At 71.4% G+C, this 21,917-nt stretch carries 21 protein-coding genes; 11 read left to right on the plus strand and 10 right to left on the minus strand.

Going from position 1 to position 21,917, the window contains the following annotated elements; genetic code table 11:
• Positions 1 to 126 precede the first annotated feature (126 nt).
• The 4 genes from fxsA to ACI2L3_RS29595 form a co-directional block, all read right to left on the minus strand.
• Complete coding sequence (gene fxsA, locus ACI2L3_RS29580) at positions 127 to 702, minus strand: FxsA family membrane protein (RefSeq protein WP_404755449.1); 576 nt, start codon at positions 700 to 702, stop codon at positions 127 to 129.
• 73 nt (positions 703 to 775) lie between these two features.
• Positions 776 to 1,567 (minus strand): polyprenol monophosphomannose synthase, encoded by a 792-nt coding sequence (locus ACI2L3_RS29585; RefSeq protein ID WP_404755450.1) that lies wholly within the window; start codon positions 1,565 to 1,567, stop codon positions 776 to 778.
• A gap of 479 nt (positions 1,568 to 2,046) precedes the next feature.
• Positions 2,047 to 3,690, minus strand: a complete 1,644-nt coding sequence (locus ACI2L3_RS29590; protein ID WP_404755451.1) for an amidohydrolase — start codon at positions 3,688 to 3,690, stop codon at positions 2,047 to 2,049.
• A 42-nt stretch (positions 3,691 to 3,732) separates the two neighbouring features.
• Complete coding sequence (locus ACI2L3_RS29595) at positions 3,733 to 4,173, minus strand: Lrp/AsnC family transcriptional regulator (protein ID WP_150219824.1); 441 nt, start codon at positions 4,171 to 4,173, stop codon at positions 3,733 to 3,735.
• Between the two features lie 207 nt (positions 4,174 to 4,380).
• Here ACI2L3_RS29595 and ACI2L3_RS29600 point away from each other — a divergent pair, with 207 nt between their 5' ends.
• Positions 4,381 to 4,809, plus strand: a complete 429-nt coding sequence (locus ACI2L3_RS29600) for a hypothetical protein (RefSeq protein WP_404755452.1) — start codon at positions 4,381 to 4,383, stop codon at positions 4,807 to 4,809.
• A 1-nt stretch (position 4,810) separates the two neighbouring features.
• Here ACI2L3_RS29600 and ACI2L3_RS29605 read toward each other — a convergent pair whose 3' ends face one another.
• The 3 genes from ACI2L3_RS29605 to ACI2L3_RS29615 all read right to left on the minus strand — a co-directional run bounded on the left by ACI2L3_RS29605 (position 4,811) and on the right by ACI2L3_RS29615 (position 8,863).
• Positions 4,811 to 5,911: a phosphotransferase family protein gene (locus tag ACI2L3_RS29605; RefSeq protein WP_404755453.1), complete on the minus strand. Its 1,101-nt coding sequence runs from the start codon at positions 5,909 to 5,911 to the stop codon at positions 4,811 to 4,813.
• Between the two features lie 29 nt (positions 5,912 to 5,940).
• A complete protein-coding gene (locus ACI2L3_RS29610) occupies positions 5,941 to 7,068 on the minus strand; it encodes a hypothetical protein (protein ID WP_404755454.1) in 1,128 nt (375 codons plus the stop codon).
• 622 nt (positions 7,069 to 7,690) lie between these two features.
• Positions 7,691 to 8,863 carry an acyl-CoA dehydrogenase family protein gene (locus ACI2L3_RS29615; protein ID WP_404755455.1) on the minus strand — a complete coding sequence of 391 codons (1,173 nt, stop codon included), beginning with the start codon at positions 8,861 to 8,863 and terminating at the stop codon, positions 7,691 to 7,693.
• A 349-nt stretch (positions 8,864 to 9,212) separates the two neighbouring features.
• Between ACI2L3_RS29615 and ACI2L3_RS29620 the strand changes: the two genes are divergently transcribed.
• The gene (locus tag ACI2L3_RS29620; RefSeq protein ID WP_404755456.1) at positions 9,213 to 10,475 is read left to right on the plus strand and encodes a glycoside hydrolase family 18 protein; all 1,263 of its coding nucleotides are present in this window, start codon (positions 9,213 to 9,215) and stop codon (positions 10,473 to 10,475) included.
• 66 nt (positions 10,476 to 10,541) lie between these two features.
• On the opposite strand, the gene ACI2L3_RS29625 is transcribed toward ACI2L3_RS29620, so the two are convergent.
• Entirely contained in the window at positions 10,542 to 11,165 is a 624-nt protein-coding gene (locus ACI2L3_RS29625) for a TetR/AcrR family transcriptional regulator (RefSeq protein WP_404755457.1), read from the minus strand.
• Positions 11,166 to 11,399: 234 nt separating this feature from the next.
• Between ACI2L3_RS29625 and ACI2L3_RS29630 the strand changes: the two genes are divergently transcribed.
• Genes ACI2L3_RS29630 through ACI2L3_RS29640 form a run of 3 tightly spaced genes read left to right on the plus strand, consistent with a single transcriptional unit; the run spans position 11,400 to position 13,836 of the window.
• Positions 11,400 to 11,921 (plus strand): DUF6230 family protein, encoded by a 522-nt coding sequence (locus tag ACI2L3_RS29630; protein ID WP_404755592.1) that lies wholly within the window; start codon positions 11,400 to 11,402, stop codon positions 11,919 to 11,921.
• On the plus strand, positions 11,912 to 12,889 hold the full coding sequence (locus ACI2L3_RS29635; RefSeq protein ID WP_404755458.1) for a DUF6114 domain-containing protein: 978 nt from the start codon (positions 11,912 to 11,914) through the stop codon (positions 12,887 to 12,889). The genes ACI2L3_RS29630 and ACI2L3_RS29635 overlap by 10 nt, the downstream gene beginning before the upstream one ends.
• Entirely contained in the window at positions 12,886 to 13,836 is a 951-nt protein-coding gene (locus ACI2L3_RS29640; RefSeq protein ID WP_404755459.1) for a hypothetical protein, read from the plus strand. The genes ACI2L3_RS29635 and ACI2L3_RS29640 overlap by 4 nt, the downstream gene beginning before the upstream one ends.
• Here ACI2L3_RS29640 and ACI2L3_RS29645 read toward each other — a convergent pair.
• Positions 13,814 to 13,960 carry an SCO1431 family membrane protein gene (locus ACI2L3_RS29645; protein ID WP_404755460.1) on the minus strand — a complete coding sequence of 49 codons (147 nt, stop codon included), beginning with the start codon at positions 13,958 to 13,960 and terminating at the stop codon, positions 13,814 to 13,816. The two genes, ACI2L3_RS29640 and ACI2L3_RS29645, sit on opposite strands and share 23 nt — an antisense overlap.
• 225 nt (positions 13,961 to 14,185) lie before the next feature.
• Between ACI2L3_RS29645 and ACI2L3_RS29650 the strand changes: the two genes are divergently transcribed.
• The 4 genes from ACI2L3_RS29650 (at position 14,186) to ACI2L3_RS29665 (ending at position 17,174) form a co-directional block, all read left to right on the plus strand.
• Positions 14,186 to 15,679 carry a M1 family metallopeptidase gene (locus ACI2L3_RS29650; protein ID WP_404755461.1) on the plus strand — a complete coding sequence of 498 codons (1,494 nt, stop codon included), beginning with the start codon at positions 14,186 to 14,188 and terminating at the stop codon, positions 15,677 to 15,679.
• Positions 15,680 to 15,770: 91 nt separating this feature from the next.
• Positions 15,771 to 16,151 (plus strand): hypothetical protein, encoded by a 381-nt coding sequence (locus ACI2L3_RS29655; RefSeq protein WP_404755462.1) that lies wholly within the window; start codon positions 15,771 to 15,773, stop codon positions 16,149 to 16,151.
• 85 nt (positions 16,152 to 16,236) lie between these two features.
• Positions 16,237 to 16,422 (plus strand): CsbD family protein, encoded by a 186-nt coding sequence (locus tag ACI2L3_RS29660; protein WP_404755463.1) that lies wholly within the window; start codon positions 16,237 to 16,239, stop codon positions 16,420 to 16,422.
• 194 nt (positions 16,423 to 16,616) lie between these two features.
• Positions 16,617 to 17,174, plus strand: coding sequence for a hypothetical protein (locus ACI2L3_RS29665; RefSeq protein WP_404755464.1), 558 nt, complete (start codon positions 16,617 to 16,619; stop codon positions 17,172 to 17,174).
• Positions 17,175 to 17,213: 39 nt separating this feature from the next.
• On the opposite strand, the gene ACI2L3_RS29670 is transcribed toward ACI2L3_RS29665, so the two are convergent.
• Positions 17,214 to 18,641 (minus strand): peptidase C39 family protein, encoded by a 1,428-nt coding sequence (locus ACI2L3_RS29670; RefSeq protein WP_404755465.1) that lies wholly within the window; start codon positions 18,639 to 18,641, stop codon positions 17,214 to 17,216.
• A 205-nt stretch (positions 18,642 to 18,846) separates the two neighbouring features.
• Here ACI2L3_RS29670 and ACI2L3_RS29675 point away from each other — a divergent pair, with 205 nt between their 5' ends.
• Entirely contained in the window at positions 18,847 to 19,455 is a 609-nt protein-coding gene (locus ACI2L3_RS29675; RefSeq protein WP_404755466.1) for a uridine kinase, read from the plus strand.
• Between the two features lie 497 nt (positions 19,456 to 19,952).
• Complete coding sequence (locus tag ACI2L3_RS29680; RefSeq protein ID WP_404755467.1) at positions 19,953 to 21,917, plus strand: AAA family ATPase; 1,965 nt, start codon at positions 19,953 to 19,955, stop codon at positions 21,915 to 21,917.

Genomic DNA, 21,917 nt, shown 5'->3' on the forward strand with positions numbered 1-21,917 from the left:
CCAACCCCCCTCACCCCCCCGGCCCCGCCCCCCGCGCCCCCCCCCCCCCCACCCCCCCGCCCGCCCCCCCGCCCCCGCCCCCCGCGCGCCCCCCCCCCCCCGGCCCTTTGTGTGTTCATGGTGCGATCAGTGCGGCAGCTGCGGGTCGTCCGGGCGCGGGCTCCGCGTCGGCGGCTCGTCGTCCCTGATGACCTCGCCCTGGACCACCTTGCCGTCGGGCCGGTGCATCCGGGCCTGCTGGAAGGCGTCGCCCAGGCCACCGGGCGTCGCCTCGCGCACCTTGCGCTCGAAGGTCCGCTCCGCATACCGCCCGAGGGCCTTCTGGACCGGCGGGACCAGCAGGATCAGCCCCAGGGCGTCCGAGACGAGCCCCGGCAGGATGATCAGGAGGCCGCCCAGCATCGTCAGGGCGCTGCCGCCCCCGGTCTCCGGAGCGGGCGTCACGCCGCTCTGCTGCTGTTGCACCGCCTCGCTGAGCTTGCGGAAGGCCCTGCGGCCCGCGCGCTTGATCACCGCGGAGCCCAGCACGAGGCCGCCCACCAGGAGCAGGAAGACCACGAACCCGCTGGTGGCTCCCGCCACCACGGTGAGCAGCCAGATCTCGAGGACCAGCCACGCGGCGATGCCGAGCGGCAGGAACCTCAGGGGCCCGGAGCGCCGGGGCCGGGCGGGTCGGATGGGAGGCGGTGCGCCAGTCGTCATGCTCCCAGTGTGCCTGGGCCCGCCTCAGTCCGGCATAAGGGGATGATCAAGAAGCCCCGCCCACGCTGGGGGCTCAGGGCTGCTTGCGGCCGATGACCTTGCCGACGCGCTCGCCCACACCCCAGGCGGTGACCCGCCACAGCGCCTCGACGACGATGTTCTGGCTCATCTTGCTGTCCCCGAGCTCACGCTCGACGAAGGTGATGGGCACCTCGACGACGTGGTAGCCCGCCTTGACCGCGCGGCGCGCCAGGTCGACCTGGAAGCAGTACCCCTGCGACTCGACCTCGCCGAGGCCGAGCCCTTCGAGGGTCTCGCGGCGGAAGGCGCGGTAGCCGCCGGTCACGTCGCGGATGGGCACGTCGAGCAGGAGGCGCGAGTAGGTGCTGCCGCCGCGCGAGATGAACTCGCGGTGCTTGGGCCAGTTGACGACCCGACCGCCCGGCACCCAGCGCGAGCCGAGCACGAGGTCGGCGTTCTTCAGCGCGGTGAGCAGGCGGGGCAGTTCCTCGGGCTGGTGGGAGCCGTCGGCGTCCATCTCGACGAGGACTCCGTAGTCGTTGTCGAGGCCCCAGCGGAAGCCCGCGAGGTAGGCCGCGCCGAGCCCTTCCTTGCCCTTGCGGTGCAGCACGTGGACCTGCTCGTCGTCGGCCGCGACCTCGTCGGCGATCTTGCCGGTGCCGTCGGGGCTGTTGTCGTCGGCGACCAGGATGTGCGCGTCCGGTACGGAGGCCCGCACCCGGTCGACGATGGACTTGATGTTCTCCGCCTCGTTGTAGGTCGGAATGATCACCAAGGCCGTGCCGAGCGAGCCGAACCGCCTCCCCTGGTCCCCCGCTTCGGAGACCCCGCCGCCGTCGTTCACTACTGCCCCTTCGTTCGTACGCAGAGGACCACCATAGTGGCCGCGGCCTGCGACGCAGCGACGGCACGGGACGTACTGCGGATCGGGGCCCGGCGCCCTTCGGGCCGGCCTGGGACCCGCTGGCTGCGGATCGACCGAGAGCCGTTGTCTACTGAGCGTCCGGGCCCCACCCGGGTCACACCTGCCGGCCGGCTGTTGCGTTCCCTCGCCTCCGCGTCGCGGACGCTGGACCTGGCTCCCAGTGATGGTGCGCCGGTGCGGCACACCACCTGTGATCCAGCGGCGTTCGACGACTGCGTGGAGGGTCGCCGGTCGGACGTCCTGTGGTGGACCCGGCCGAACCTACCGGCCCACGGCGGCTCTCTGTCAATACCCCGCTGATCTGCGGTGACTTCACAGACCGCCAGGTCAGCGCCGAGGATGCCCAGGTCGTGCGAGGCGGTGCCGGGCCGCGACCCGCGGCGCGCACCGCCGGGACATCACTCTTCCGGCCGCACGAACACGGGCCGTCCGGCCACCACCGTGCGCAGGCACACGGGGAGTTGGGCGCCCGGCGACAGATCGGGCAGGCCGGGCGTGCCGGAGCGGGGGTCGGTCGACCAGCGGGCCACCCGGTCGTCCGGGGCCTGCACCACCAGATCGGAGGTACGCCACACGGCGTAGTCCGCGGGTGCGCCCGGCACCAGGGTGCCCGCGTCGTCGCGGCCGACGGCCCGCCAGCCGCCGCGGGTGTGCGCGGTGAAGGCGGCACGCACGGAGATCCGGTGCTCGGGCGTGCGGTGGAAGGCGGCGGCGCGGACGGTCCCCCACGGGTCGAGCGGTGTGACGGGGCTGTCGGAGCCGAACGCCAGCGGCACACCGGTGCGCAGCAGCGCCGCGAACGGGTTGAGGGTGCGGGCCCGGTCGGCGCCGAGGCGCTGGACGTACATGCCGTCCTCGCCGCCCCACAGCGCGTCGAAGGCGGGCTGGACGGAGGCGGTGAGGCCGAACTCGGCGAAGCCCGCGATCGTCTCGGGCGTGAGCATCTCGGCGTGCTCGACACGGTGCCTGGCGGCGCGCACGCGCGCGAGACCGACCTTCTCGGCGGCCGCGCGCATGCCGTCGACCACGGAGGTCACCGCGGCGTCCCCGATGGCGTGGAAGCCCGCCTGGAGGCCCGCCTCGGTGCAGGCCACTACGTGGGCGGCGACGTCGGCGGCGTCCAGGTAGGGGATGCCGGTATGGGCGGCACCCCGGTCGGTGTCTGCGTACGGCTCGTGCAGGCAGGCGGTGTGCGAGCCGAGGGCGCCGTCGACGAACAGGTCACCGGCGGCGCCGGCCGCGCCGAGCTCCCGGGCGCGCCGGACGTCCCGCTCGGCCCAGTAGCCGACGACGCGCGGCCCCGGCTCCTCGGCGGCGAGCCGCAGCAGTCCGGTGAAGTCGTCCTCGTCGGAGATCTCGGGGCCCGCGCACTCGTGCACGGAGCCGATGCCGAGGGACGCGGCGTGCCGGAGCGCGGCGCGCTGGGCCTCCGTGCGCTGCCGCGCGGTGATCGCGCCGAGCGCCGCGGCGCGCACGCCGTGGTGGGCGTCGGCGGTCAGCGGGGCGTCCGGGTGGTAGCCGGCACGCTCGGTGACGCCGGGCACCAGGTCGAGCAGCGCGGTGGTGACCACGGCCGAGTGGACGTCGATGCGGGAGAGGTAGAGCGGCCTGCCGCCGGTCGCCTCGTCGAGCTCCGCGCGCGTGGGCGGGCGGCCGCCGGGCCACCGGGCGGCGTCCCAGCCGTGGCCGAGGAGGACGGTGTCGTGCGGCCGCGCGGCGGCGTGTTCGCGTACGAGAACGAGTGCGTCGGCGAGCGAGCGGGCCCCGGTCAGGTCCAGTCCCGTCAGCGCGAGGCCGGTGGCCGTGGTGTGTACGTGGGCGTCCGTGAAGGCCGGGGTGACCAGGGCGCCTTCGAGATCGACGACCTCGTCGACGCCGTCGGCGAAGGAATCGGCGGCGCCCTCGGAGCCGACCCAGGCGACGTGCCCCCGCTCGACGACCATCGCGGTGGCGAACGGGTCGGCGGGACTGTGGACGTCACCGCCGCGCAGCAGCACGGTGCGGTGGTTCTGCGAATCCTGGGGGGTGGTGCTCTCGCTCATGGGACCAGTCTCGCCCCTGCCGGCGGGGGGCCCGCGCGGGGGTCACACCTGGGGCGGGCGCGCCTCGTAGGGAGTGGAGAGGACGACCGTGGTGCGCGTGGAGACGCCCGCGAGGGCGCGCAGGCGGCTGAGCAGGTGCTCAAGCTCAAGCGGGGTGGCGACGCGGACCTTGAGGATGTAGTTCTCGTCGCCGGCGACGCTGTGGCACGCCTCGATCTCCGGGACGCCCGCGAGCCGGTCGGCGATGTCGTCGGGGGCGCTGGGGTCGAACGGCTTCACCGAGATGAACGCGGTGAGCGGCAGCCCGACGGCCTCGGGGTCGACGACCGCCGCGTAGCCGCGGATGACGCCCCGCTGCTCCAGCCGGCGCACCCGCTGGTGCACGGCCGACGTGGACAGGCCCGTGGCCTTGCCCAGGTCGGTGTAGCTCATCCGCCCGTCCTTGACGAGCAGCTGCACGATCTGTCGGTCCAGCTCCTCCATGCGCCGAACCTACAGGGCTCTTGATCTCGGCGGATACCTGAGGGGCCGACTTTGCGGGGCGGGCAACTCCATTTGGCATGTGACGAACGACACACTCTCGTGACCGTGTCCGAAGGGATGCAACGATTACCTCTACGACGGGACGGGAAGTGCTTGCTGTGGTCGAGGCCGCAGCGCCTTGTCGGCCCACCCGAGGGGGAGATTCCCATGCAGAATTTGAAGCGCCCCGGCAGGTCTGCCCGCGCAAAGCAGCAGCCGGCCGTCGAGCCCGAGCCGGAGGGCGTCGAACCGGCAGACGCCTTCCTGGACGCCTACGACACCTTTGAGATGTACCGGGTGAACTGCCCCGACTGCGAGCAGCCCATCGCGCTGCTCGCGGACGAGGACGTGCTGCCGGAGCACGCGCTGTGCCCGACTCCGTGGAACCCGTTCGGTCTCACGGTCTGCGCCGGCACCGGCCGGGCAGCCACCGACGCCACGCCCGCCGACGAGTCGATGGAGGTTCAGGAGCAGGACACCGCCCTGCTGTTGACGCTCCCTCAGGGACTCGACTGGCGGACGCAGCCCTTCTCGCACGTGCACGGACCGGGCTCGCGCCCGATCCGCGTGCCGCGGCAGGACCGGCCCGCCGCCTGATTCACCAGTAGGTGCCCCGCACCATGGCGGCCAGGCTGCCGTGGTGCAGGATCAATGTGTCCGCGACCGCCGCGCTCCCGGGTGCGGCGGCCTCGCCGAAGTGGACCTGCCGGTAGGCGACGCGCAGCATGACGATCGCGTGCCGCAGGGCCGCGTACAGCGTGTAGAAGTCCATGTCGCGCGGCGTGTGCCCGGTGAGCCGGGCGTACGTCTCCTCGATACGGTCGCGGCGCAGGAAGTCCGGCAGCCCGGGCTGCCCGAAGCTCACCGTCAGGTCCTGGAAGAACCGGTGCAGATAGACCGCCCAGCCGAGGTCGACCTCGCGCGGGGCGAGCGACGCCATCTCCCAGTCGAGGATCGCGGCGGGCTCGAAGCCGTCGTAGATGATGTTTCCGATGCGTGCGTCACCCCAGTTGAGAACGGCCTCACCCTCGTCGCGGGGCCACAGTTTCTCGAGACGGTCGAAAGCGCTCTCTATGACGGGTGAGCGGGGCAGCCCGCTCACCACCCAGGCGTAGTAGGCGCGTTGGGCCGCGACGTGGCGGTGCAGCGGAGTGCCCACGCCCGGCGGCACGAGGAACTCCGCCGCGCCGGGCGGCACTTGGTCGTGCAGGTGGGCGATGACGCGGACCGAGGCCTCTTCGAGGTGCGCGCGTTCGGCGTCAGTGGCGGCGTGCAGCCAATTGCCCTCGTACGTATAGGGCATGACGTCGGGCGGGACGCGGCCCTCGACGCGCTCCATGGCGAAGAAGGGCGCGCCGAGCGGGCCCGGATCCTCCTCCAGCCACAGCACGCGCGGCACCGGCAGGTCGGTGTGTTCGGCGACGAGCCGCATCGTGCGGTACTGGCGCGGCATGTCGTAGACGGGGAAGACCGTGTACGCCACCGGGTCGGCCGCCACCCGCAACGCGCAGCCGGTGATGGGCGGTTCGGGGTGTTCGACGGTGAAGAGCAGGGTCTCGCTGGACATGCCGTTGGACTCGGGGGCTGTCACATCGACCGCCTTGGCGCCGGGCAGCCGGGTGTCGAGCCAGGCGCCGAGGCGTCGGGCGAGGTCTTCCGGGTCGCGGGTGGTGGTGCGGGGTCGGGGTGCCGTTGCCATGTCCGTACTCCTTCCTCCGGCCCGTGCCCTCAGGGCGCCACGGAGTCGAATCCGGTGAAACCGCTCGGGTCGTGGCGGCCGAAGCTGCCGTGCTCGAAAATGCCGTATCCGGTCTGCCCGTTGAGGGTGAAGCGCGCGGCGTGGTCGATGACGCCGTACGCGGCGAGGGGGTGGGCGGCGGGGTCCGACAGGTCGTAGGTGCGGCGGTCGGTCCAGTCGCGGCCGTGCCAGGTGCCGTGCTGCCAGTCGTCGGCGGGCGGGTATCCGGCACCCACGGCCAGGGGCAGTGAGGCGAGCACCCGCACGTCGACTTCCAGCGGCTTGCGGTCGTCGGGGTCGGTGAGGTGGATGACCGCGCTTTCGGGGTGGCGGGTGCCGGAGCGGTAGGCGATGTCGGTACGCGGCCAGCCGAGTTGGCGGTCGCGCAGGCCCGGACGGACGAGGGTGGCGTCGTTGAGGGTGCGGTAGCCGTCCGCGTCCTCCTGGGCGATGACCATGAGGAAGCGGTCCTCGAAGCGCACCGGGCACCAGATCCAGTGGAAGCCCTCGGTGGCGAACTCCTCCTCCAGGCGCCCGCGTTCCTCGCCGGGAATGGGCCGCACGCCCCAGCTGCGGTCACGGGTCGCGGTCCACTCCCCCGCCGTGACGGCGATCTCCTCGCCGCCCACGCGGATCATCCCGGCGGGCCGGCCCGCCTGCACGAAGCGGCGCCCTTCGAGGGTGAGCCGGTCGCCGCGGCGCTGGACGTGGTGCGGCTCCCACAGGGCGGGAAAGTCGGCGGTCCAGGTGACGTCGTAGGAGAGGGACGCGGGGTCGTCGGGGTCGGGGGCGCACCGCAGACGGAGGCGGTGCAGCGGTTCGTCGACGGTGATGCTCAGCGGCCCGACGCGGAGGTCCATGCGGTCCTCGCCCAGGGCGTCACCGGCGCGTACGGCATGGAGCGTGTCGCCGATGCGCAGGGTGGCGTACGCGTCGATGACACCGGTGTTCGGGTAGACGCCGAGCCCGAGGATGAGCAGGGCGCGGCCCTGGTGGTCGAAGAGATGGAAGATGCACCGGTCGTAGGCGTTGCGGTCGCCCGTCGCGACGTGCTTCATCGACAGGGGGACCTGGTGCACGGGGTACTCGTCGAGCGGGACCGGACGGTCGTCTGCCACGGCAAACCTCCCTGGTCGCACGGCAGTTCAGGGTGGCGGAGGCGGTGGGCCCTCCGGCGTGGAGTTGACGCTACGTCAGTTCATAGGCCGGAGCCAGACACGTGCCGGACCGTTCGCGGGACACGCATCGCACACCCGCCCGAACCTTCACCGCCTCCACGGGCACGCCGTGAACAGACGCCCTATTCGCCTGGCCGGTGACTTCGTCGCGACAGTGCGCGTTGCCCTGGTATGACCCCCATGGAAACGGGTGCGGACGCGGGCCCGGCGCACCTTCCCACCGGTCGGCGGCGGCGCACCCTGGTGACGCTGCCCGTCGCAGAATCGGTTCCCCGGCACCCTCCGGATCCCCCGCAGCACCAGTCGCCGCACCAGTCACCCCACACTCAGGGGCCGCCCCCACCGCAGCAGCACGTGTACCAGCAGCCACCACAGCACGTACACCAACAGCCGCATCAGCAGTACGGGCAGACGTACCAGCCCTACCAGCCGCCCTACTTCCAGGACCCACCGATCTACCGCGCTCTGCTCCGCCACTGGGCCGACCGCGGCCGGACGCTGCCCGGACACCACGATCCGGAGTGGGCCCGGCTCTCGGCCCCGCCCGTGCGCCGCGGCCAGTTCAGCGCGAGTCGGGACCCGCGAGGTGACGTGCGATGACCATGCGCTGGATCTGATTGGTGCCCTCGACGATCTGCAGCACCTTGGCCTCGCGCATGAGGCGCTCCACGGGGAAGTCCGCGGTGTAGCCGTATCCCCCCAGTACCTGCACGGCGTCCGTCGTCACCTTCATCGCGGCGTCCGTGCACAGCAGTTTGGCCATGGCCGCCTGCTTGGCGAACGGCCGACCCGTGTCGCGGAGCCTGGCCGCGGCCAGATAGAGCGCCCGGCCCGCCTCGATCTGCGTCGCCATGTCCGCGAGCATGAAGCGCAGGCCCTGGAAGTCCGCGATGGGCCTGCCGAACTGCTTCCGCTCCGTCGCGTACGTGACGGCCTCGTCGAGCGCCGCCTGGGCGACGCCGATCGCACAGGCCGCGATGCCGAGCCGCCCCGAGTCGAGCGCGGAGAGCGCGATGGCGAAGCCCTGGCCCTCCTCGCCGATGCGGCGGGAGTCGGGGACGCGCACCCCGTCGAAGTGGATCTGGGCGGTGGGCGAGCCCTTCATGCCCATCTTCTTCTCGGGCGCCGCGGCGCTCAGCCCCTCGGCGTCGCCCGGCACCAGGAAGGCCGTGACACCTCGGGGGCCCTCGCCGCCCGTGCGGGCGAGCACCGTGTAGAAGTCGGCGACGCCGCCGTGCGTGATCCAGGCCTTGGTGCCGGTGACGACCCATTCGTCGCCGTCCCGCACCGCCTTCGTGCGCAGGGACGCGGCGTCCGAGCCCGAGGCGGGCTCCGAGAGGCAGTACGCGCCGAGGAGGCCGCCGCCGAGCATCGCGGGCAGGTGTTCGGCCTGCTGCTCCTTGGTGCCGTAGTTGGCGAGCGCGTGGCAGGACAGGGAGTGGACGCTGACGCCGAGGCCGACGGTCAGGCGCGCGGCGGCGAGCTCCTCCAGGACCTGGAGGTAGACCTCGTAGGGCTGGTCGCCGCCGCCGAACTCGGAGTCGTACGCCAGGCCGAGCAGGCCGGATTCGGAGAGCAGGGTGAAGACCTCGCGGGGGAAGTGCCCGGCGTCCTCTTCCTCGGCCGCCCTCGGGGCGATCTCGCGCTGGGCGATGTCCCGGACCAGCGAGAGCAGATCCCTGGCCTCATCCGTGGGCAGCTGACGCTCCACCGACTGCGTGATGTGGTCGGGCATGACGCTCTCCTCCCTGTGGGGCTGCGGCGGACGCCCGCGCTGGGTGGGGCGGCGCCGCCGGGAAACGTGCCGAGCCGGGGTCTCCTTCCGGGTCTCGGAAGCAGCTGACCAGCGGCTGTGGCGCGTTGAGTATGCCCGATCGGCGGCAGCCCGTCACTAGTTAACGACCGCTTACTCGAAAGATAGCCGAAGATCGGTGCCGCGGCCCGGATTGGTACGAACCATTGACGCACTGGTCTAGTCCTCCTACTGTTCCCCCGAAACGGCTTACCGCGTTCATGCCAAGTCGCTCGCGCAGGTCCTCAGCAGCAGCACTTCCCCCCTCCCGGTCCCCCCACGAGGAGACACGATGCCCAGACCGCACTCCCCCCGCGCCTCCTTCCGGGCGCTCATCGCCACCACCTGTTGCGCCGTCCTCGGCGCGGGCCTGCTGGCCGGCGCGGGCAGCGCCGCCGCCGACCCGGACAAGGGCGCGGCCGCGAAGACCGCCACCGCGCAGGAGGCCGCCGCAGGCTCCAAGGTCGTCGGATACTTCACCGAGTGGGGCGTCTACGGCCGGAATTACCACGTCAAGAACATCGAGACGTCCGGCTCCGCCAACAAGCTGACGCACATCAACTACTCCTTCGGCAACGTCCAGGGCGGCAAGTGCACGATGGGCGACGCCTACGCGGCGACGGACAAGGCCTACACCGCCGACCAGTCCGTGGACGGCGTCGCCGACACCTGGGACCAGCCGCTGCGCGGCAACTTCAACCAGCTGCGCAAGCTGAAGAAGAAGCACCCGAACCTCAAGGTCCTCTGGTCGTTCGGCGGCTGGACCTGGTCGGGCGGCTTCACCGAGGCGGCGAAGAACCCCGCGGCCTTCGCCCAGTCCTGCTACGACCTCGTCGAGAACTCCAAGTGGGCCGATGTCTTCGACGGCATCGACATCGACTGGGAGTACCCCAACGCCTGCGGTCTGACCTGTGACACGAGCGGGCGCGCCGCGTACAAGAACCTGATGTCGGCGGTCCGTTCGAAGTTCGGCAGCAACAACCTGGTCACCGCGGCCATCCCCGCGGACGCCTCGACGGGCGGCAAGATCGACGCGGCCGACTACGCGGGCGCGGCCCAGTACGTCGACTGGTACAACCCCATGACGTACGACTACTTCGGCGCCTGGGACGCGAAGGGCCCGACCGCCCCGCACTCGCCGCTGACCTCGTACACCGGCATCCCGAAGGCCGGCTACAACTCCGACGCCACCATCAAGAAGCTGAAGGCGCTCGGGGTTCCGTCCCAGAAGCTGCTGCTCGGCCTCGGCTTCTACGGCCGCGGCTGGACGGGCGTCACGCAGAAGGCACCCGGCGGCACCGCGACGGGACCGGCCGCGGGCAAGTACGAGCAGGGCATCGACGACTACAAGGAACTGAAGACCAAGTGCCCGGCCAACGGCACGGTCGGCGGGACCGCGTACGCGCACTGCGGGAACAACTGGTGGAGCTACGACACCCCGGCGACCATCGCGGGCAAGATGAACTACAAGAACCAGCAGGGCCTCGGCGGCACCTTCTTCTGGGAGCTCAGCGGGGACACGGCCAACGGTGAGCTGATCAAGGCCATCAACTGACCTTGTTCGACAGGTCTGTTGAGGGGCGGGAGCCGGTCGGCTCCCGCCCCTTTCGCGTGCGCCCGCTCAGGGGCGTGCCGGGGCCGGGTACGACGGCTCGAAGTCCTCGATCACCCGCAGCGTGTCCCCGAGGGTCCGCACCAGGAGCGCGCCGACCGTCTCGCGCGACAGGCCCCGGCGGCCGATCCAGTCGAGCGTGACGCCCTCCACGCTGCACAGCCAGCCGAGCAGGGCCGTGCGCACCAGCTGCGGGACGTCCTTGCGGCCGTACGCCCCCTCGGCGATCGTCCCGATCAGCGCCTCGCGCACGCCGTCGCGTATCGCCTGCACCTCGGCGTCGAAGCCGACGCCACCGCTGATGATCGTGCGGTACGCCGCCTGATGGTGCTCGGCATAGCGCAGATAGCCGTCGACGGTGCGCTGCACCCGCTCCACGGGCGGGAGGTCGTCGTGGCGTCCCGCGCGCGCGACCAGGTCCGTGACGGAGTCCTCGATGATCGCCAGGTAGTAGCCGCGCTTCGACTTGAAGTAGTAGTAGATCAGCCCCTTGGCGACGCCCGCCTGCTTCGCGATGTCGTCCATCGACAGGGCGTCGTAGGACGTGTCGGCGAACAACTTCCGTCCGATGACGATGAGTTCGGCACGACGTGCCGCCGAGCGGTCCGTTCCGCGCTGTTGACTATTATTCAATTTCGGCCCTAGTCTCCAACTGCCTCGGGATCGTCCGCAGTATGGCAGACCACTGCCGGCTGCCGGTCCGGCTCCCGACGGCCCCACGCACTCCCCTTACGCACGCCTACGGACGCGGAACGACGTACGGGAGGAACGACAGTGAACGCAAGCCGCACCGCGTTACGCGAGGGCAGAACATCCTGGAAGAAGACGGCCGTGGTGGCCCTGCCGGCCGTCCTGGCCGTCGGTGTGATGGCCTCCGTGATGGCCGAGGGCGCGCTCGCCGCGTCCTTCGCCGTCTCCGGCACCAGCTTCCAGGTGTCGTCCGGCAAGCTGACCAGCCAGGGCCTGTCCTCGTACGTACAGACGGACCGGGACATCGACGGGAAGGGGCACCCGGTGGCGCTCCTCGGGATCGGTGACGCGACCCTCTCCGACATCTGCCAGGCCGCCGAGGTCAAGACTCCGCTCGGGACCGTCGTGTTCAAGCTGACGGCGGGCGGCGACGCGGGCAACGTCACCGCGAGCAACCTCATCATCGACGGCGAGGACCTGACCGGCGACGCCCGCTTCGGCACCGCACAGATCGGCCGGGACGCCTCGACGCTCGACGAGGTCCCCGGAATCAAGGGCGAGAGGGGCAAGTTCGGGCTCCAGGCCGGAGACATCACGGTCTCCGGAGTGAAGTCGAACGCCTGGTCGGCGACCGGCGGCAACTTCCGGCTCAAGGGCATGCGGGTCGACGTCAGCCTCGGCGGCAAGAAGTGCTTCTGACCGGCGGCGGCAGAGGAGGCGTCAGACCCTTCCGCCGCGACGGCGGCGGCTGGCTCGACCGGCGGCTGCCGTGGCCCGAGCAGCGCCGGGCCGTCCGCAGATGGCGGCGGACCCGGCCGTTCTGGGGCGGACTGCTCATGATCCTCGGCGGCGCCGAACTGCTCCTGATCCCGCTCTCGCCGCTGACCGTCCTCGTCAGCCTGGGACTCGGCGGGATCGCGGCGCTCGGCATCGGGATCGCGCTGGTCGTGGCGGGGCTCTTCCTGTGGCTGCTGCCGCACACGCACCACTACGTGAGCGTCAACGCCCTGATCCTGTCGGTGCTCTCGTTCGCGGCCACCAACCTCGGCGGATTCCTCGTCGGCATGCTGCTCGGCATCGCGGGCAGCGCCATGGGGTTCGGCTGGACGCCGGTGCCGGAGGACGCCGAGGAGGATCCGACGCGCCCCAGGGTGCGCGACGGGCAGGGGACGCGGACGCTCGGGGTGCTGCTGCCCGTGGTGATCGTCGCGGGCATCGTGAACGGGAGCCCGGCGAAGGCGGCGCCCGCCGAGTCGATCGTGGCGGCCAGGACCCCGCCCACCATCACCACCACGCTCTTCGCCCCCCAGGGCTTCATCGTCGCGGGCGTCCGCGAGATCCCGACCGCCGACGGGCCGCTGAAGGTCATGGTGCTGCGGATGAAGGCCGCCTCGCTCACCGACTATCAGCTCAGGACGCGGGACGGCGGACGTGAACTCGCCCTCGGCGCCGACACGTTGGACCTGAGCGGCCAGGTCACCCTCTATCTGACCAAGTTCAAGGGATGCCTGGAGGGCATCCTCTGTCTCACCTTCACTCCCGACAAGCTGCCGGTGCCGCCCCTCGTGCCGCCGTTCATCTTCATGACGGACGTGAGCGCCGAGCAGGCCCTGGTCACGTCGGACTCGATCGTGGCGGGCGGGCTGACGCTGAAGGCCACGGCATGATCCAGATACAAGCGGCGTTGTTCTGGGCGTACGCGGCGGGCGCCACGTTCGCCCTCTCGGCCGGGCGGCAGCTTCAGGTGTGGGAGCGGATCAACGCGGGCGAGGGCCCGCGCACGCGCAGCCGCGCCGCCAATCCGTATCTGGCGCTCACCGCGCTCTTCGCCGCCGTCCTGATGGTGCCGACAGGGCTCTTCCTGCTGTGGCAGAACCCGTCGTGGTCGACCATGCACGTGGCGGACGGCCACGAAGGCGTGTGGGCGGGGTTCCTGCTCTTCTACGCGGGCGGGATCCCCGTGGCCGCGATCCTCGGGTTCCTGGTGGCGCAGGGACTGGTGCTCGTGGGGGCCGGCTACTGGGCGTACCTGCAGTGCGTCGGGGGGTACTTCCTGCTGTTCGGGACGTTGATCCACGGGTGGGACGGCAGGGGGTACGAGCGGTTCCTCTCACCCGGCGCGGAGGATTTCGCCGACTGGTCGCGGGACAGCGTCGTCAACCACGTACTGGACTTCGTGACGTCCGGGACATTTCTGGCACTGCTGCTGTTCGGGGCCGCGGTGATCGGCACCATGCTGGCGACCGAGATCGGCTGGCTCATGGAGGGCTGGTCGCTGCCGGGCGCCGACGAGGACCGGCAGGTGCCGCGCTTCCTGGGCATCGCCATCGCGGCGGCCGGGGTCTACGGGCTGCCGTTCGCGGGCGCGCTCTTCGCGAGCGTGCTGGTGCGCCTCGCCGGCGGGTGGCTCGGCCTTCCGCTCTTCGCGGTCGTGGCGGGCGTCACACTGCTGCACCGGCGATCACCGGTGCGGTGGCTGTACGGCCTGGTGGGCGTGCCGGGGCGGCACTGGCGGGCCGGCCTCGACGAGGCCGGCGGCCGGGAGAGCGGTGGCTCGGGGAGCGGTGGCCCGGACGGTCAGGAGAGCGGCGTCACAGCAGACCGGTCTGCGTGACGAGCATCGCGAGGACGACGACGAGGGTCCAGCCCGCGAAGTGCTCCAGGAGGTTGGGCCCGTCTTCCTTGGGGCCGCCGGTACGGGCCTTCGCGCGGAGGGCGGTGGCAGAGGTCGCGGTCATGGCTTTCTCACTGACGTCTCGTCTCGTCTGGCAGGACTCCCCCACAGGCCCCCGGCGGTGACTGCACCCCCACGGGACCTCTTCCACCATGCCAGCCGGAAACCCTTTTGCGGGAGAGAGCTTGGTCACCCCGCAACTCGGACGTGACGCCGGGCGTCTAACACCGGACGGCGGGGTGTCCCTCCCGTCCGTTCGCCCGCGCACCGTACGACCGAGAGGTTTCCGATGAGCACGAAACGGACGACGCCCCGCCCGCGCCGCGCAGGCCGGCTCGCCATCGCGGCCGCGATCACCGCCGCGGCCGCCCTCACCGCGCCGGTCTCGCAGGCCGCCCCGGCCATCGCGGAGAAGCCGTCTCCGGGTGCGCCCGGCCTCGGTGACCCGATGTTCCCACTGGACGGGAACGGCGGGTACGAGGTGGAGCGCTACTACCTGGACTTCGACTGGCAGGCACCGAAGACGCCCTTCGAGGCGACGACGACGATCCGGGCCCGGTCCACCCAGGCACTGTCCCGCTTCAACCTGGACTTCGGCGGCAACACCCTGCACAAGGTCACCGTGAACGGCTCCGCGGCGGCCGCTTCGCGCGCGGGCGACGAACTCACGGTCACGCCCAAGTCCCCGATAACCAAGGGCAGTTCCTTCACGGTCAAGGTCTCGTACACCGCCGACCCGACGCAGACCCGGCACCGCGACGACGCCATCGAGGACTACGGCTGGATACCCACGCCCGACGGCACGGTGGTCTATCCCCAGCCGAACGGCGCCCGGTTGATCTTCCCGGCCAACGACCATCCCAGTCAGCGCGCGCCGATCACCTTCCGCATCACCACACCGGGCGACCGCACGGCCGTCGCCAACGGCAGGCTGGTCTCGCGCGCCGAGCGTCCCGACGGCGGGGTGCGCTGGACGTACGACTCCGAACAGCCGCTCTCCACCCAGCTGGTGCAGCTGGCCGTCGGCAAGTTCCAGTTGGTCGACAGCGAGGGTCCTGGCGGGCTCCCGCTGCGCGACGTCGTCCCGGACGCACTGGTCGAACCGACGGCCGCGTACCGCGCGCTCACCCCGGACCACCTGAAGTGGCTGGAGGAGAAGCTCGGCCCCTACCCCTTCAACCGCTACGGCCTGCTGGTCGGCGACACCGACCTCGGTGTGGCCCTGGAGACGCAGACCCTGTCGCTCGTCCCGAAGGCGGACCTGCTCGGCACCCGGGTCGACGCCGAGCGGAACATGGTGCACGAGCTGACCCACCAGTGGTTCGGCGACAGCGTGGCCCTCAAGAGCTGGTCCGACCTGTGGCTGAGCGAGGGACATGCCCGCTTCTACGAGCGTGCGTACTCGGAGCGGCACGGCGGGGACAGCTTCGAGGCCGCCATGAAGACCGCGTACCAGAACCACGACATCTGGCGCCGCGACTTCGGCGCGCCCGCCGAGCCGACCGAGCCGAACCTCTTCAAGCGCATGCGGTACGACGGCTCGGCCCTGGTCCTGTACGCGCTGCGCGAGCGGGTCGGCGACGCGACGTTCCAGAAGATCGAGCGTGCGTGGGTGAGCGGCTTCGAGGGGCGCACGGCGAGCACGCGGCAGTTCGTCGACCTCGCTTCGAAGGTCGCGGGCGAGGATCTGGAGGGTTTCCTGCACCCCTGGCTGTACGGCTCGAAGACGCCGCCGATGCCGGGGCACCCGGACTGGGTGGTGGACCCGGCAACAAGCGGATGATCCCATTCAGTACTGAGTCGCGCCTTCCGCCCTTATGCTCGCGGTCGATCTCCAGGGGGGAGATCCAGAAGATCATGGGAGGGGAACGAACATGACCGGAGTTTCCAGACGCGCCCTGCTGGGCTACTCGGGCAGCGCCGCCGCGGGAGCGGCCCTGGCGTCGGCGGGGACCGCCACGGCTGCCGACGGCGCGGCGGGCGAGGGGGCGGCGGGCGAGGGTGCCAAAGCCGCCGCCGCCCAGGCCGCCGACCCGTCCGTCGATGTCGCGAACGGGATCGAGTTCCGCGGTGACGCCAGCATCGGTGACATCGACGCGAGGATGGAGATCTCGTTCAGGATCAACATCGAGAACGCGCCGGCGGCGAAGCAGATCACCCCGACGGAGATCGCGAACGCTCTCAACGAGATCGGCATGTCCCGCGGCTGGCCCAAGGTGACCTTCTACTACACCACCTCGGCCGCGCTGAACTGATCGCGTCGCGCGTCCGAACTGCCCGAGATGCGGCTTTCCGCCGCTCCTCTTAGCGTGGGAGCATCCCCGACCAAGAGGAGCCGTCATGGGCGACAGCGCCATGAACAAGGCAAAGGGCAAGGCCAAAGAGATGATGGGCAAGGCCACCGGCGACAACCGCAAGGCGGCCGAGGGCAAGACCGATCAGGCCAAGGGCAAGGCGAAGGGCGCCGCGGACGACATGCGCGACAGGGCAGAGGGAATGCGCGACTCGTTCCGCGAAGACCGCTGAGTCGGTGCTGAGCCGACGTGTGTGCCCGTCCCCATGCGGGGGCGGGCACACACATGTCACCTACAGGTGGGATCCACGTCCCCTATAGCTGCGGTAGGGCCCCCGGACGCCCTGCCGCGCACGCTGACTAGGCTGGCGGGACGCGCGTGATCGCGCCGGTGCCGACCTGCGGGCGACATGAAGAGGACGGGCAAGTGCAGCCGGACGGGCAGGACTTAGCGGGCTCGACGCCGATGGGCGCGGCCTGGCGGGCGGTCGTCGAGGGGGTCACGGGCTCGATGGCCTACCTCTCCGACGAGCACTGGAACGTCGTGGCGTGCAACGACGAGTTCAAGGCGCTCTTCCCCGGCGGGCGCCCGCCGTCCAACATCATGCGCTGGGTGCTGCTGGACGACCAGGCCCGGCACGACGTGCTCCTGGACTGGGCCGAGGACTGGGCGCGCGAGGCCTGCCCGGCGCTCCGGCGGGCCGTCACGAACCGCCCCGCCGACCCCGCGCTCATCGACCTGGCGAGCGACGTCCGGCACGACCCGCTCGCGGGCCCCATCTATCTGGCGACCGCGACCTCGTACCACCTGCACCCCGACGGCGCCGTGCGCCAGATCAACCACGCCGCGAAGGGGCCGGGCTGGGTCGTCGCGTCCGCCGCCAGCCCCCTGCCGGAGACGGGCACCCAGTTCGTGATGCTGCGGTACCGGCCGGGTGCGGCGCGCCCGCACCAGCCACCGCCCCTGAGCTCGAACGCCTGCTGATGGGCACCCGTTGACGGACGCCCACCCGGAGGCGGCTGGTCAGCGAATACCGACCGCGGCCAGCGCGCCACGCTGCCGTGCGGACAGTTTCACCGGGAAGTACAGGTAGCAGACGCCTCCCGTGCCCGACACGACCTTTCCGGTGGCGTTGTAGCGCTTCGTCCGGAGCCAGATGTTCTCCCACTCCCGCCGCTTGTAGACGCGGCGGACCGCCGCATTGCTGGGCGACGCCGGGTCGTTGGCGATCACGTCGCCGGCCGCCGTGAAGCCGATGACCGTCATGAGATGGCCCGCCGTGCCGTACCCCGCGCCCGTCAGCTCCTCCTTGAGGAACGACTGGGACGTTATGGCCGGGATGCCCGCGGCGATCAGCGTCTCCAGCTCCGTGAGCGAGGCGAGGCGGGTCACCACGCCCTGGAGGTCCCTGTACGTCGCCGCGTACGCGGCGTTGAAGGGCCAGTTGCCGCAGCCGTTGTACTGGTAGTCGAACGTGAAGCGGGCCGCGTGGCACACCTGCGGATCGGCGTAGGAGGGGTCGACCCAGGCCAGGTCCTCGGCGGTCGGCCCGCGCCCCCAGTACTCGATGATCATCTGCGAGGAGGTCGGACTGCACCAGGCCTCGCCGCCGTTGTCGTACTCCGGGTACTGGCCCTTGTGGATGTCCTGCGAGTAGCGCGGGACCTTCAGCTCCTTGGCGAGGCCCGGCTTCGACGCGGGGACCGTGAAGCGGTCGGGGACCGCCGAGGCCATCGCGCCGAGCCGCCAGACCGTGGGGGTCACGGTGGCGTCCGGCTTGCGGTAGAGCGTCAGACGCAGTTCGTACGAGACGATGCGCAGGCCGCCGGCCGTGTCGTCCAGGGACAGCGTGTCCGTCCAGACCGTGGACTTGTCATCGGTCTGGTCGTCGACCGAGGTCCGCCGGATGTCAATCTCCTCGTCGTCGCCCGAGGCCCAGCGCCCCATCACGTACCAGGGCGACTGCGTCTCGTCCGAGTACGTGCCCCGCAGCTCGACCTGGAGCCAGGTGCCGGCCGGGGTGCGGGCGTTCCAGGACGCGATGAGCTCCGTGGCGGGGACGGTGGAGCGGTGCGCGGGCGACGTCCACCGGGCGTACTCCCAGGTGGTGGTCCTGCCGGTGTGCGGGTCGGCGTAGTCGGTGCGGCCCGCGGGCTCGGCGATGCGCAGGCCGGGGCGGGCATCGGTGACGACGGCCGTGCCCTCCGGGGTGCCGGTGCGCCAGTCCTCGAGCGAGCTCCAGAAACGGTTGTCCACGAAGCGGTCCGCGCGCGGGGCGCGGCGCCGGTCGCCCGTCGGCCCCGCGGCCAGGGCGGGGCTCGCGGTCGCCGCGAGGGCCGCCGCCGCGGCTGCCGTGGCGATCACGGTTCTGCGGGTCACGGCGTCGGCGCGGCCCGCTCTGCCGGTTGGCTCGGTGCCACCGGTTCGGTCTGCTCGGTCTGCTCGGTCCATGGAGGGACCCCCAGTCGACGTGGTTTCCGGCGAGATCCGGATGGGTCGGGTCAGGTGCACGGAAGTGGGCCAACTATGGCTGTTCCCGGCCGACTTCTGCCAGCGCTTCGGGCACTGTCGCGCGCATCAATATTGGCCTCAACCAATGGCATGACCTGCGACGGCGCGCGGAACACATCCTTCCGCGGTCGTACCCTTACCCGTGATGACCGGACACCCGCCCACCCCGCTCCCCCGCCTCGCCGACACCCTGCGACGCCTGGCGCCCTCCTGCGGCCCCGTCCGTCTGATCGCCGTGGACGGGCACGCGGGCTCCGGAAAGTCGACGTTCGCCCGCCGTCTGTCCGAGGCCTCCGGCGACGCGCCCGTGCTGCGGCTCGACGACATCGCGAACCACGCGGAGCTCTTCGGCTGGACGGAGCGGCTGCGCCGGCAGGTCATCGGTCCCCTCTCGCGCGGGGAGACGGCGCGCTACGCGACGTACGACTGGAACGAGCGCCGCTTCGGTCCCGCCGACGAGCTCCTGCCGCCCGCGCCCGTGGTGATCGTCGAGGGCGTCGGCGCGGGCCGCCGGGCGCTGCGGCCGCACCTCGCCGCGGTGCTGTGGATGGATGTGCCGCGCGAGGAGGCATGGCGGCGGGGGCGCCGGCGGGACGGGGCGGTCCAGAGTGACTTCTGGGACGGCTGGGAGCCCGAGGAGCGCCGGCACTTCACCGAGGACCCCTCCCGGCCCTTCGCCCACTTTCTGGTACGACAGCGCCCAGAGGGATACGAGGTGCTTCCCGGGCCTGGAGTGGCGCCTACACAGGCCTGAGTCATCACGCAGAGTTAAGGGCCATCGGCGATCCGCTGAACCTCCGGAAAACCGCTTCCAGTTGGCCTCGCCAGTTTTTCGCCAGTGCCCCAACTACGCTTGACCCGGGGCCCTTACAGGACTTACGTTCTGAATGTGCGGTGTTGCGACACCGCCCGCAGACGCGAAGCCCCCGGTTGTTCCCCCGTGATCGGGGGCTTCGTTCTGCCCGCCGAGCCCGGTTTCCGACCGCCGGATGCCGCCATTCGCTCACCCTCGGTCACCATCGGGCAGGACCCGCATCGGCTCTTTCCAGCCGATCCGCCGGTGCGGCACCCTACGGCCGACCGCTCCCCCGCAGGTACGATGCATCTCGATGCGCCTTTTCGGACGGCTGCTCTGCGCATCGAACCAACTCCCGTCCGCAGCACAGTGGTTCAGCGCAGTGGTTCAGCGCAGTCGCCGGCGGGCACCGGTCCGGCGGTACGCAAACGGGGGCACGGTTTGTGGGGGACCTGATGGACTTCGACGCGGTGGGCTCACCCGCTCCGGCCGACCTCGCCTGGCTGAGGGGCGTCGACGCCTACACCATGGGCGCCTATCCGCAGGCGGAGGAGGAATTCCGGACGGCGGTGCGGATGGATCCGGGGATGGCCGACGGCTGGCTCGGACTGCACGCGCTGCGGATCGACACGACGACGGCGTTACTGCGGATGTTCCAGCACCGGGACCGGTTCGGGGAGCAGCGCACCCGGCACGCGCGCGCCCTCAACTCCTGGTACTGGCTGGGCTGGTGGGTGCAGCCGGTCCTGGAGAGCACCCGCGACCTGCTGCTCGCGCACGCCTCGCACTGGCTCGACGGCCGCCATGTCCCGGAGCTCGACCGGGCGTTGGCGGGCCTGCCGCCCGTCGACGCGGACCCGCAGGTGCGCTTCCTGCACGCCTGCCGCTCCTACCTGGTCAAGGACTGGGAGCAGCTGGTGCGCCACACGGACCCGCTGATCGACGACCCCATGCTGGGCATCGAGGCCGGGCTCTTCGGAGGCATGGCCCGGGTCCGCCTGGAGATGTACGGGCAGGCGGAGCCCCTGCTGTCCGCCGCCCTCATGCGCTGCCGCAGCGAACAGCCGCAGCGCAAGGAGCTGCGGTACTGGCTGGCCCGCGCGCACGAGGGCACCGGCCGCTCGGCGGCCGCCCTGCCGCTGTACCGCGCGGTGCACCGGGTCGACGCCTCCTTCATGGACACCTCGGCGCGACTGGCGGCGATCTCCGAAGGCGACGGGTACGACGAGGCGGCCGATCTCGCCGCCGCGATCAGTCTGACCGGCGCGGGGCAGGACGTACTGGAGGGGCCCGACGGCATCGACACGCTGTTCGGCACCGAGGGGCGGGACGTGAAGGTCACCGATACCCAGCTGCCGCCGGGCATCGGCCCCACCACCGGCACCGGCACCGGCGGCCCAGGCGGCCCCGCAGGCCCCACCAGCCCCTCGAACCCGTCCAAGCCCTCCAAGCCCTCCAAGCCCTCCGAAGCCGACGCCGTCCGCGAGAAGGCGATCATCCCGATCAAGGCGGGCCCACCGCAGCTGCCCCCGGGCCCCACCGACCCCGCGCTCCTGGCGGCCGCGCTCTCCGAGCTGGAGGGCATGGTGGGTCTTGAACCGGTGAAGCGCCAGGTCAAGGCGCTCTCCGCGCAGCTGAACATGGCCCGTCTGCGCGCCGCGCAGGGCCTGCCGGTGCAGCCGCCGAAACGACACTTCGTCTTCTCGGGTCCCTCGGGCACCGGCAAGACCACCGTGGCCCGCATCCTCGGCCGCGTCTTCTACGCGCTCGGCCTGCTCGGCGGCGACCACCTGGTGGAGGCGCAACGCGCGGACCTGGTCGGTGAGTACCTGGGCCAGACCGCCGTGAAGGCCAACGAACTGATCGACTCGGCGATCGGCGGCGTCCTCTTCGTGGACGAGGCCTACTCCCTCTCCAACTCCGGCTACGGCAAGGGCGATGCCTACGGAGACGAGGCCTTGCAGGTCCTCCTCAAGCGGGCCGAGGACAACCGTGACCACCTCGTCGTCATCCTCGCGGGCTACCCCGAGGGCATGGACCGGCTCCTCGCCGCCAACCCCGGCCTTTCCTCGCGTTTCACGACCCGCGTCGACTTCCCCTCGTACCGCCCGCTCGAACTCACCGCCATCGGCGAGGTCCTCGCGGCCGACAACGGGGACGTGTGGGACGAGGAGGCACTCGAAGAGCTGCGCTCCATCAGCGGGCACGTCGTCGACCAGGCCTGGATCGACGAGCTCGGCAACGGCCGGTTCCTGCGCACGCTGTACGAGAAGAGCTGCGCCTACCGCGACCTGCGGCTCTCCGGCTACCCCGGCGAACCGGGGCGCGACGACCTGTCGACCCTCCGGCTGCCCGACCTGATGCAGGCCTACGGAGAGGTGCTCTCGGGCCGGGGACCGCAGGACGCCCCGGGGATCTGA

The sequence above is a fragment of the Streptomyces sp. NPDC029674 genome (genome assembly GCF_044903205.1).
GTDB lineage: Bacteria > Actinomycetota > Actinomycetes > Streptomycetales > Streptomycetaceae > Streptomyces.

Bases quoted from the DNA above. Each gene is read 5' to 3' on its own strand.
- ACI2L3_RS29680 (WP_404755467.1), top strand. From the start codon at position 19,953: ATGGACTTCGACGCGGTGGGCTCACCCGCTCCGGCCGACCTCGCCTGG.
- ACI2L3_RS29620 (WP_404755456.1), top strand. From the start codon at position 9,213: ATGCCCAGACCGCACTCCCCCCGCGCCTCCTTCCGGGCGCTCATCGCC.
- ACI2L3_RS29590 (WP_404755451.1), bottom strand. From the start codon at position 3,690: ATGAGCGAGAGCACCACCCCCCAGGATTCGCAGAACCACCGCACCGTG.
- ACI2L3_RS29630 (WP_404755592.1), top strand. From the start codon at position 11,400: ATGGCCTCCGTGATGGCCGAGGGCGCGCTCGCCGCGTCCTTCGCCGTC.
- ACI2L3_RS29655 (WP_404755462.1), top strand. From the start codon at position 15,771: ATGACCGGAGTTTCCAGACGCGCCCTGCTGGGCTACTCGGGCAGCGCC.
- ACI2L3_RS29650 (WP_404755461.1), top strand. From the start codon at position 14,186: ATGAGCACGAAACGGACGACGCCCCGCCCGCGCCGCGCAGGCCGGCTC.
- ACI2L3_RS29670 (WP_404755465.1), bottom strand. From the start codon at position 18,641: ATGGACCGAGCAGACCGAGCAGACCGAACCGGTGGCACCGAGCCAACC.
- ACI2L3_RS29645 (WP_404755460.1), bottom strand. From the start codon at position 13,960: ATGACCGCGACCTCTGCCACCGCCCTCCGCGCGAAGGCCCGTACCGGC.
- ACI2L3_RS29615 (WP_404755455.1), bottom strand. From the start codon at position 8,863: ATGCCCGACCACATCACGCAGTCGGTGGAGCGTCAGCTGCCCACGGAT.
- ACI2L3_RS29675 (WP_404755466.1), top strand. From the start codon at position 18,847: ATGACCGGACACCCGCCCACCCCGCTCCCCCGCCTCGCCGACACCCTG.
- ACI2L3_RS29600 (WP_404755452.1), top strand. From the start codon at position 4,381: ATGCAGAATTTGAAGCGCCCCGGCAGGTCTGCCCGCGCAAAGCAGCAG.
- ACI2L3_RS29605 (WP_404755453.1), bottom strand. From the start codon at position 5,911: ATGGCAACGGCACCCCGACCCCGCACCACCACCCGCGACCCGGAAGAC.
- ACI2L3_RS29595 (WP_150219824.1), bottom strand. From the start codon at position 4,173: ATGGAGGAGCTGGACCGACAGATCGTGCAGCTGCTCGTCAAGGACGGG.
- fxsA (WP_404755449.1), bottom strand. From the start codon at position 702: ATGACGACTGGCGCACCGCCTCCCATCCGACCCGCCCGGCCCCGGCGC.
- ACI2L3_RS29660 (WP_404755463.1), top strand. From the start codon at position 16,237: ATGGGCGACAGCGCCATGAACAAGGCAAAGGGCAAGGCCAAAGAGATG.
- ACI2L3_RS29640 (WP_404755459.1), top strand. From the start codon at position 12,886: ATGATCCAGATACAAGCGGCGTTGTTCTGGGCGTACGCGGCGGGCGCC.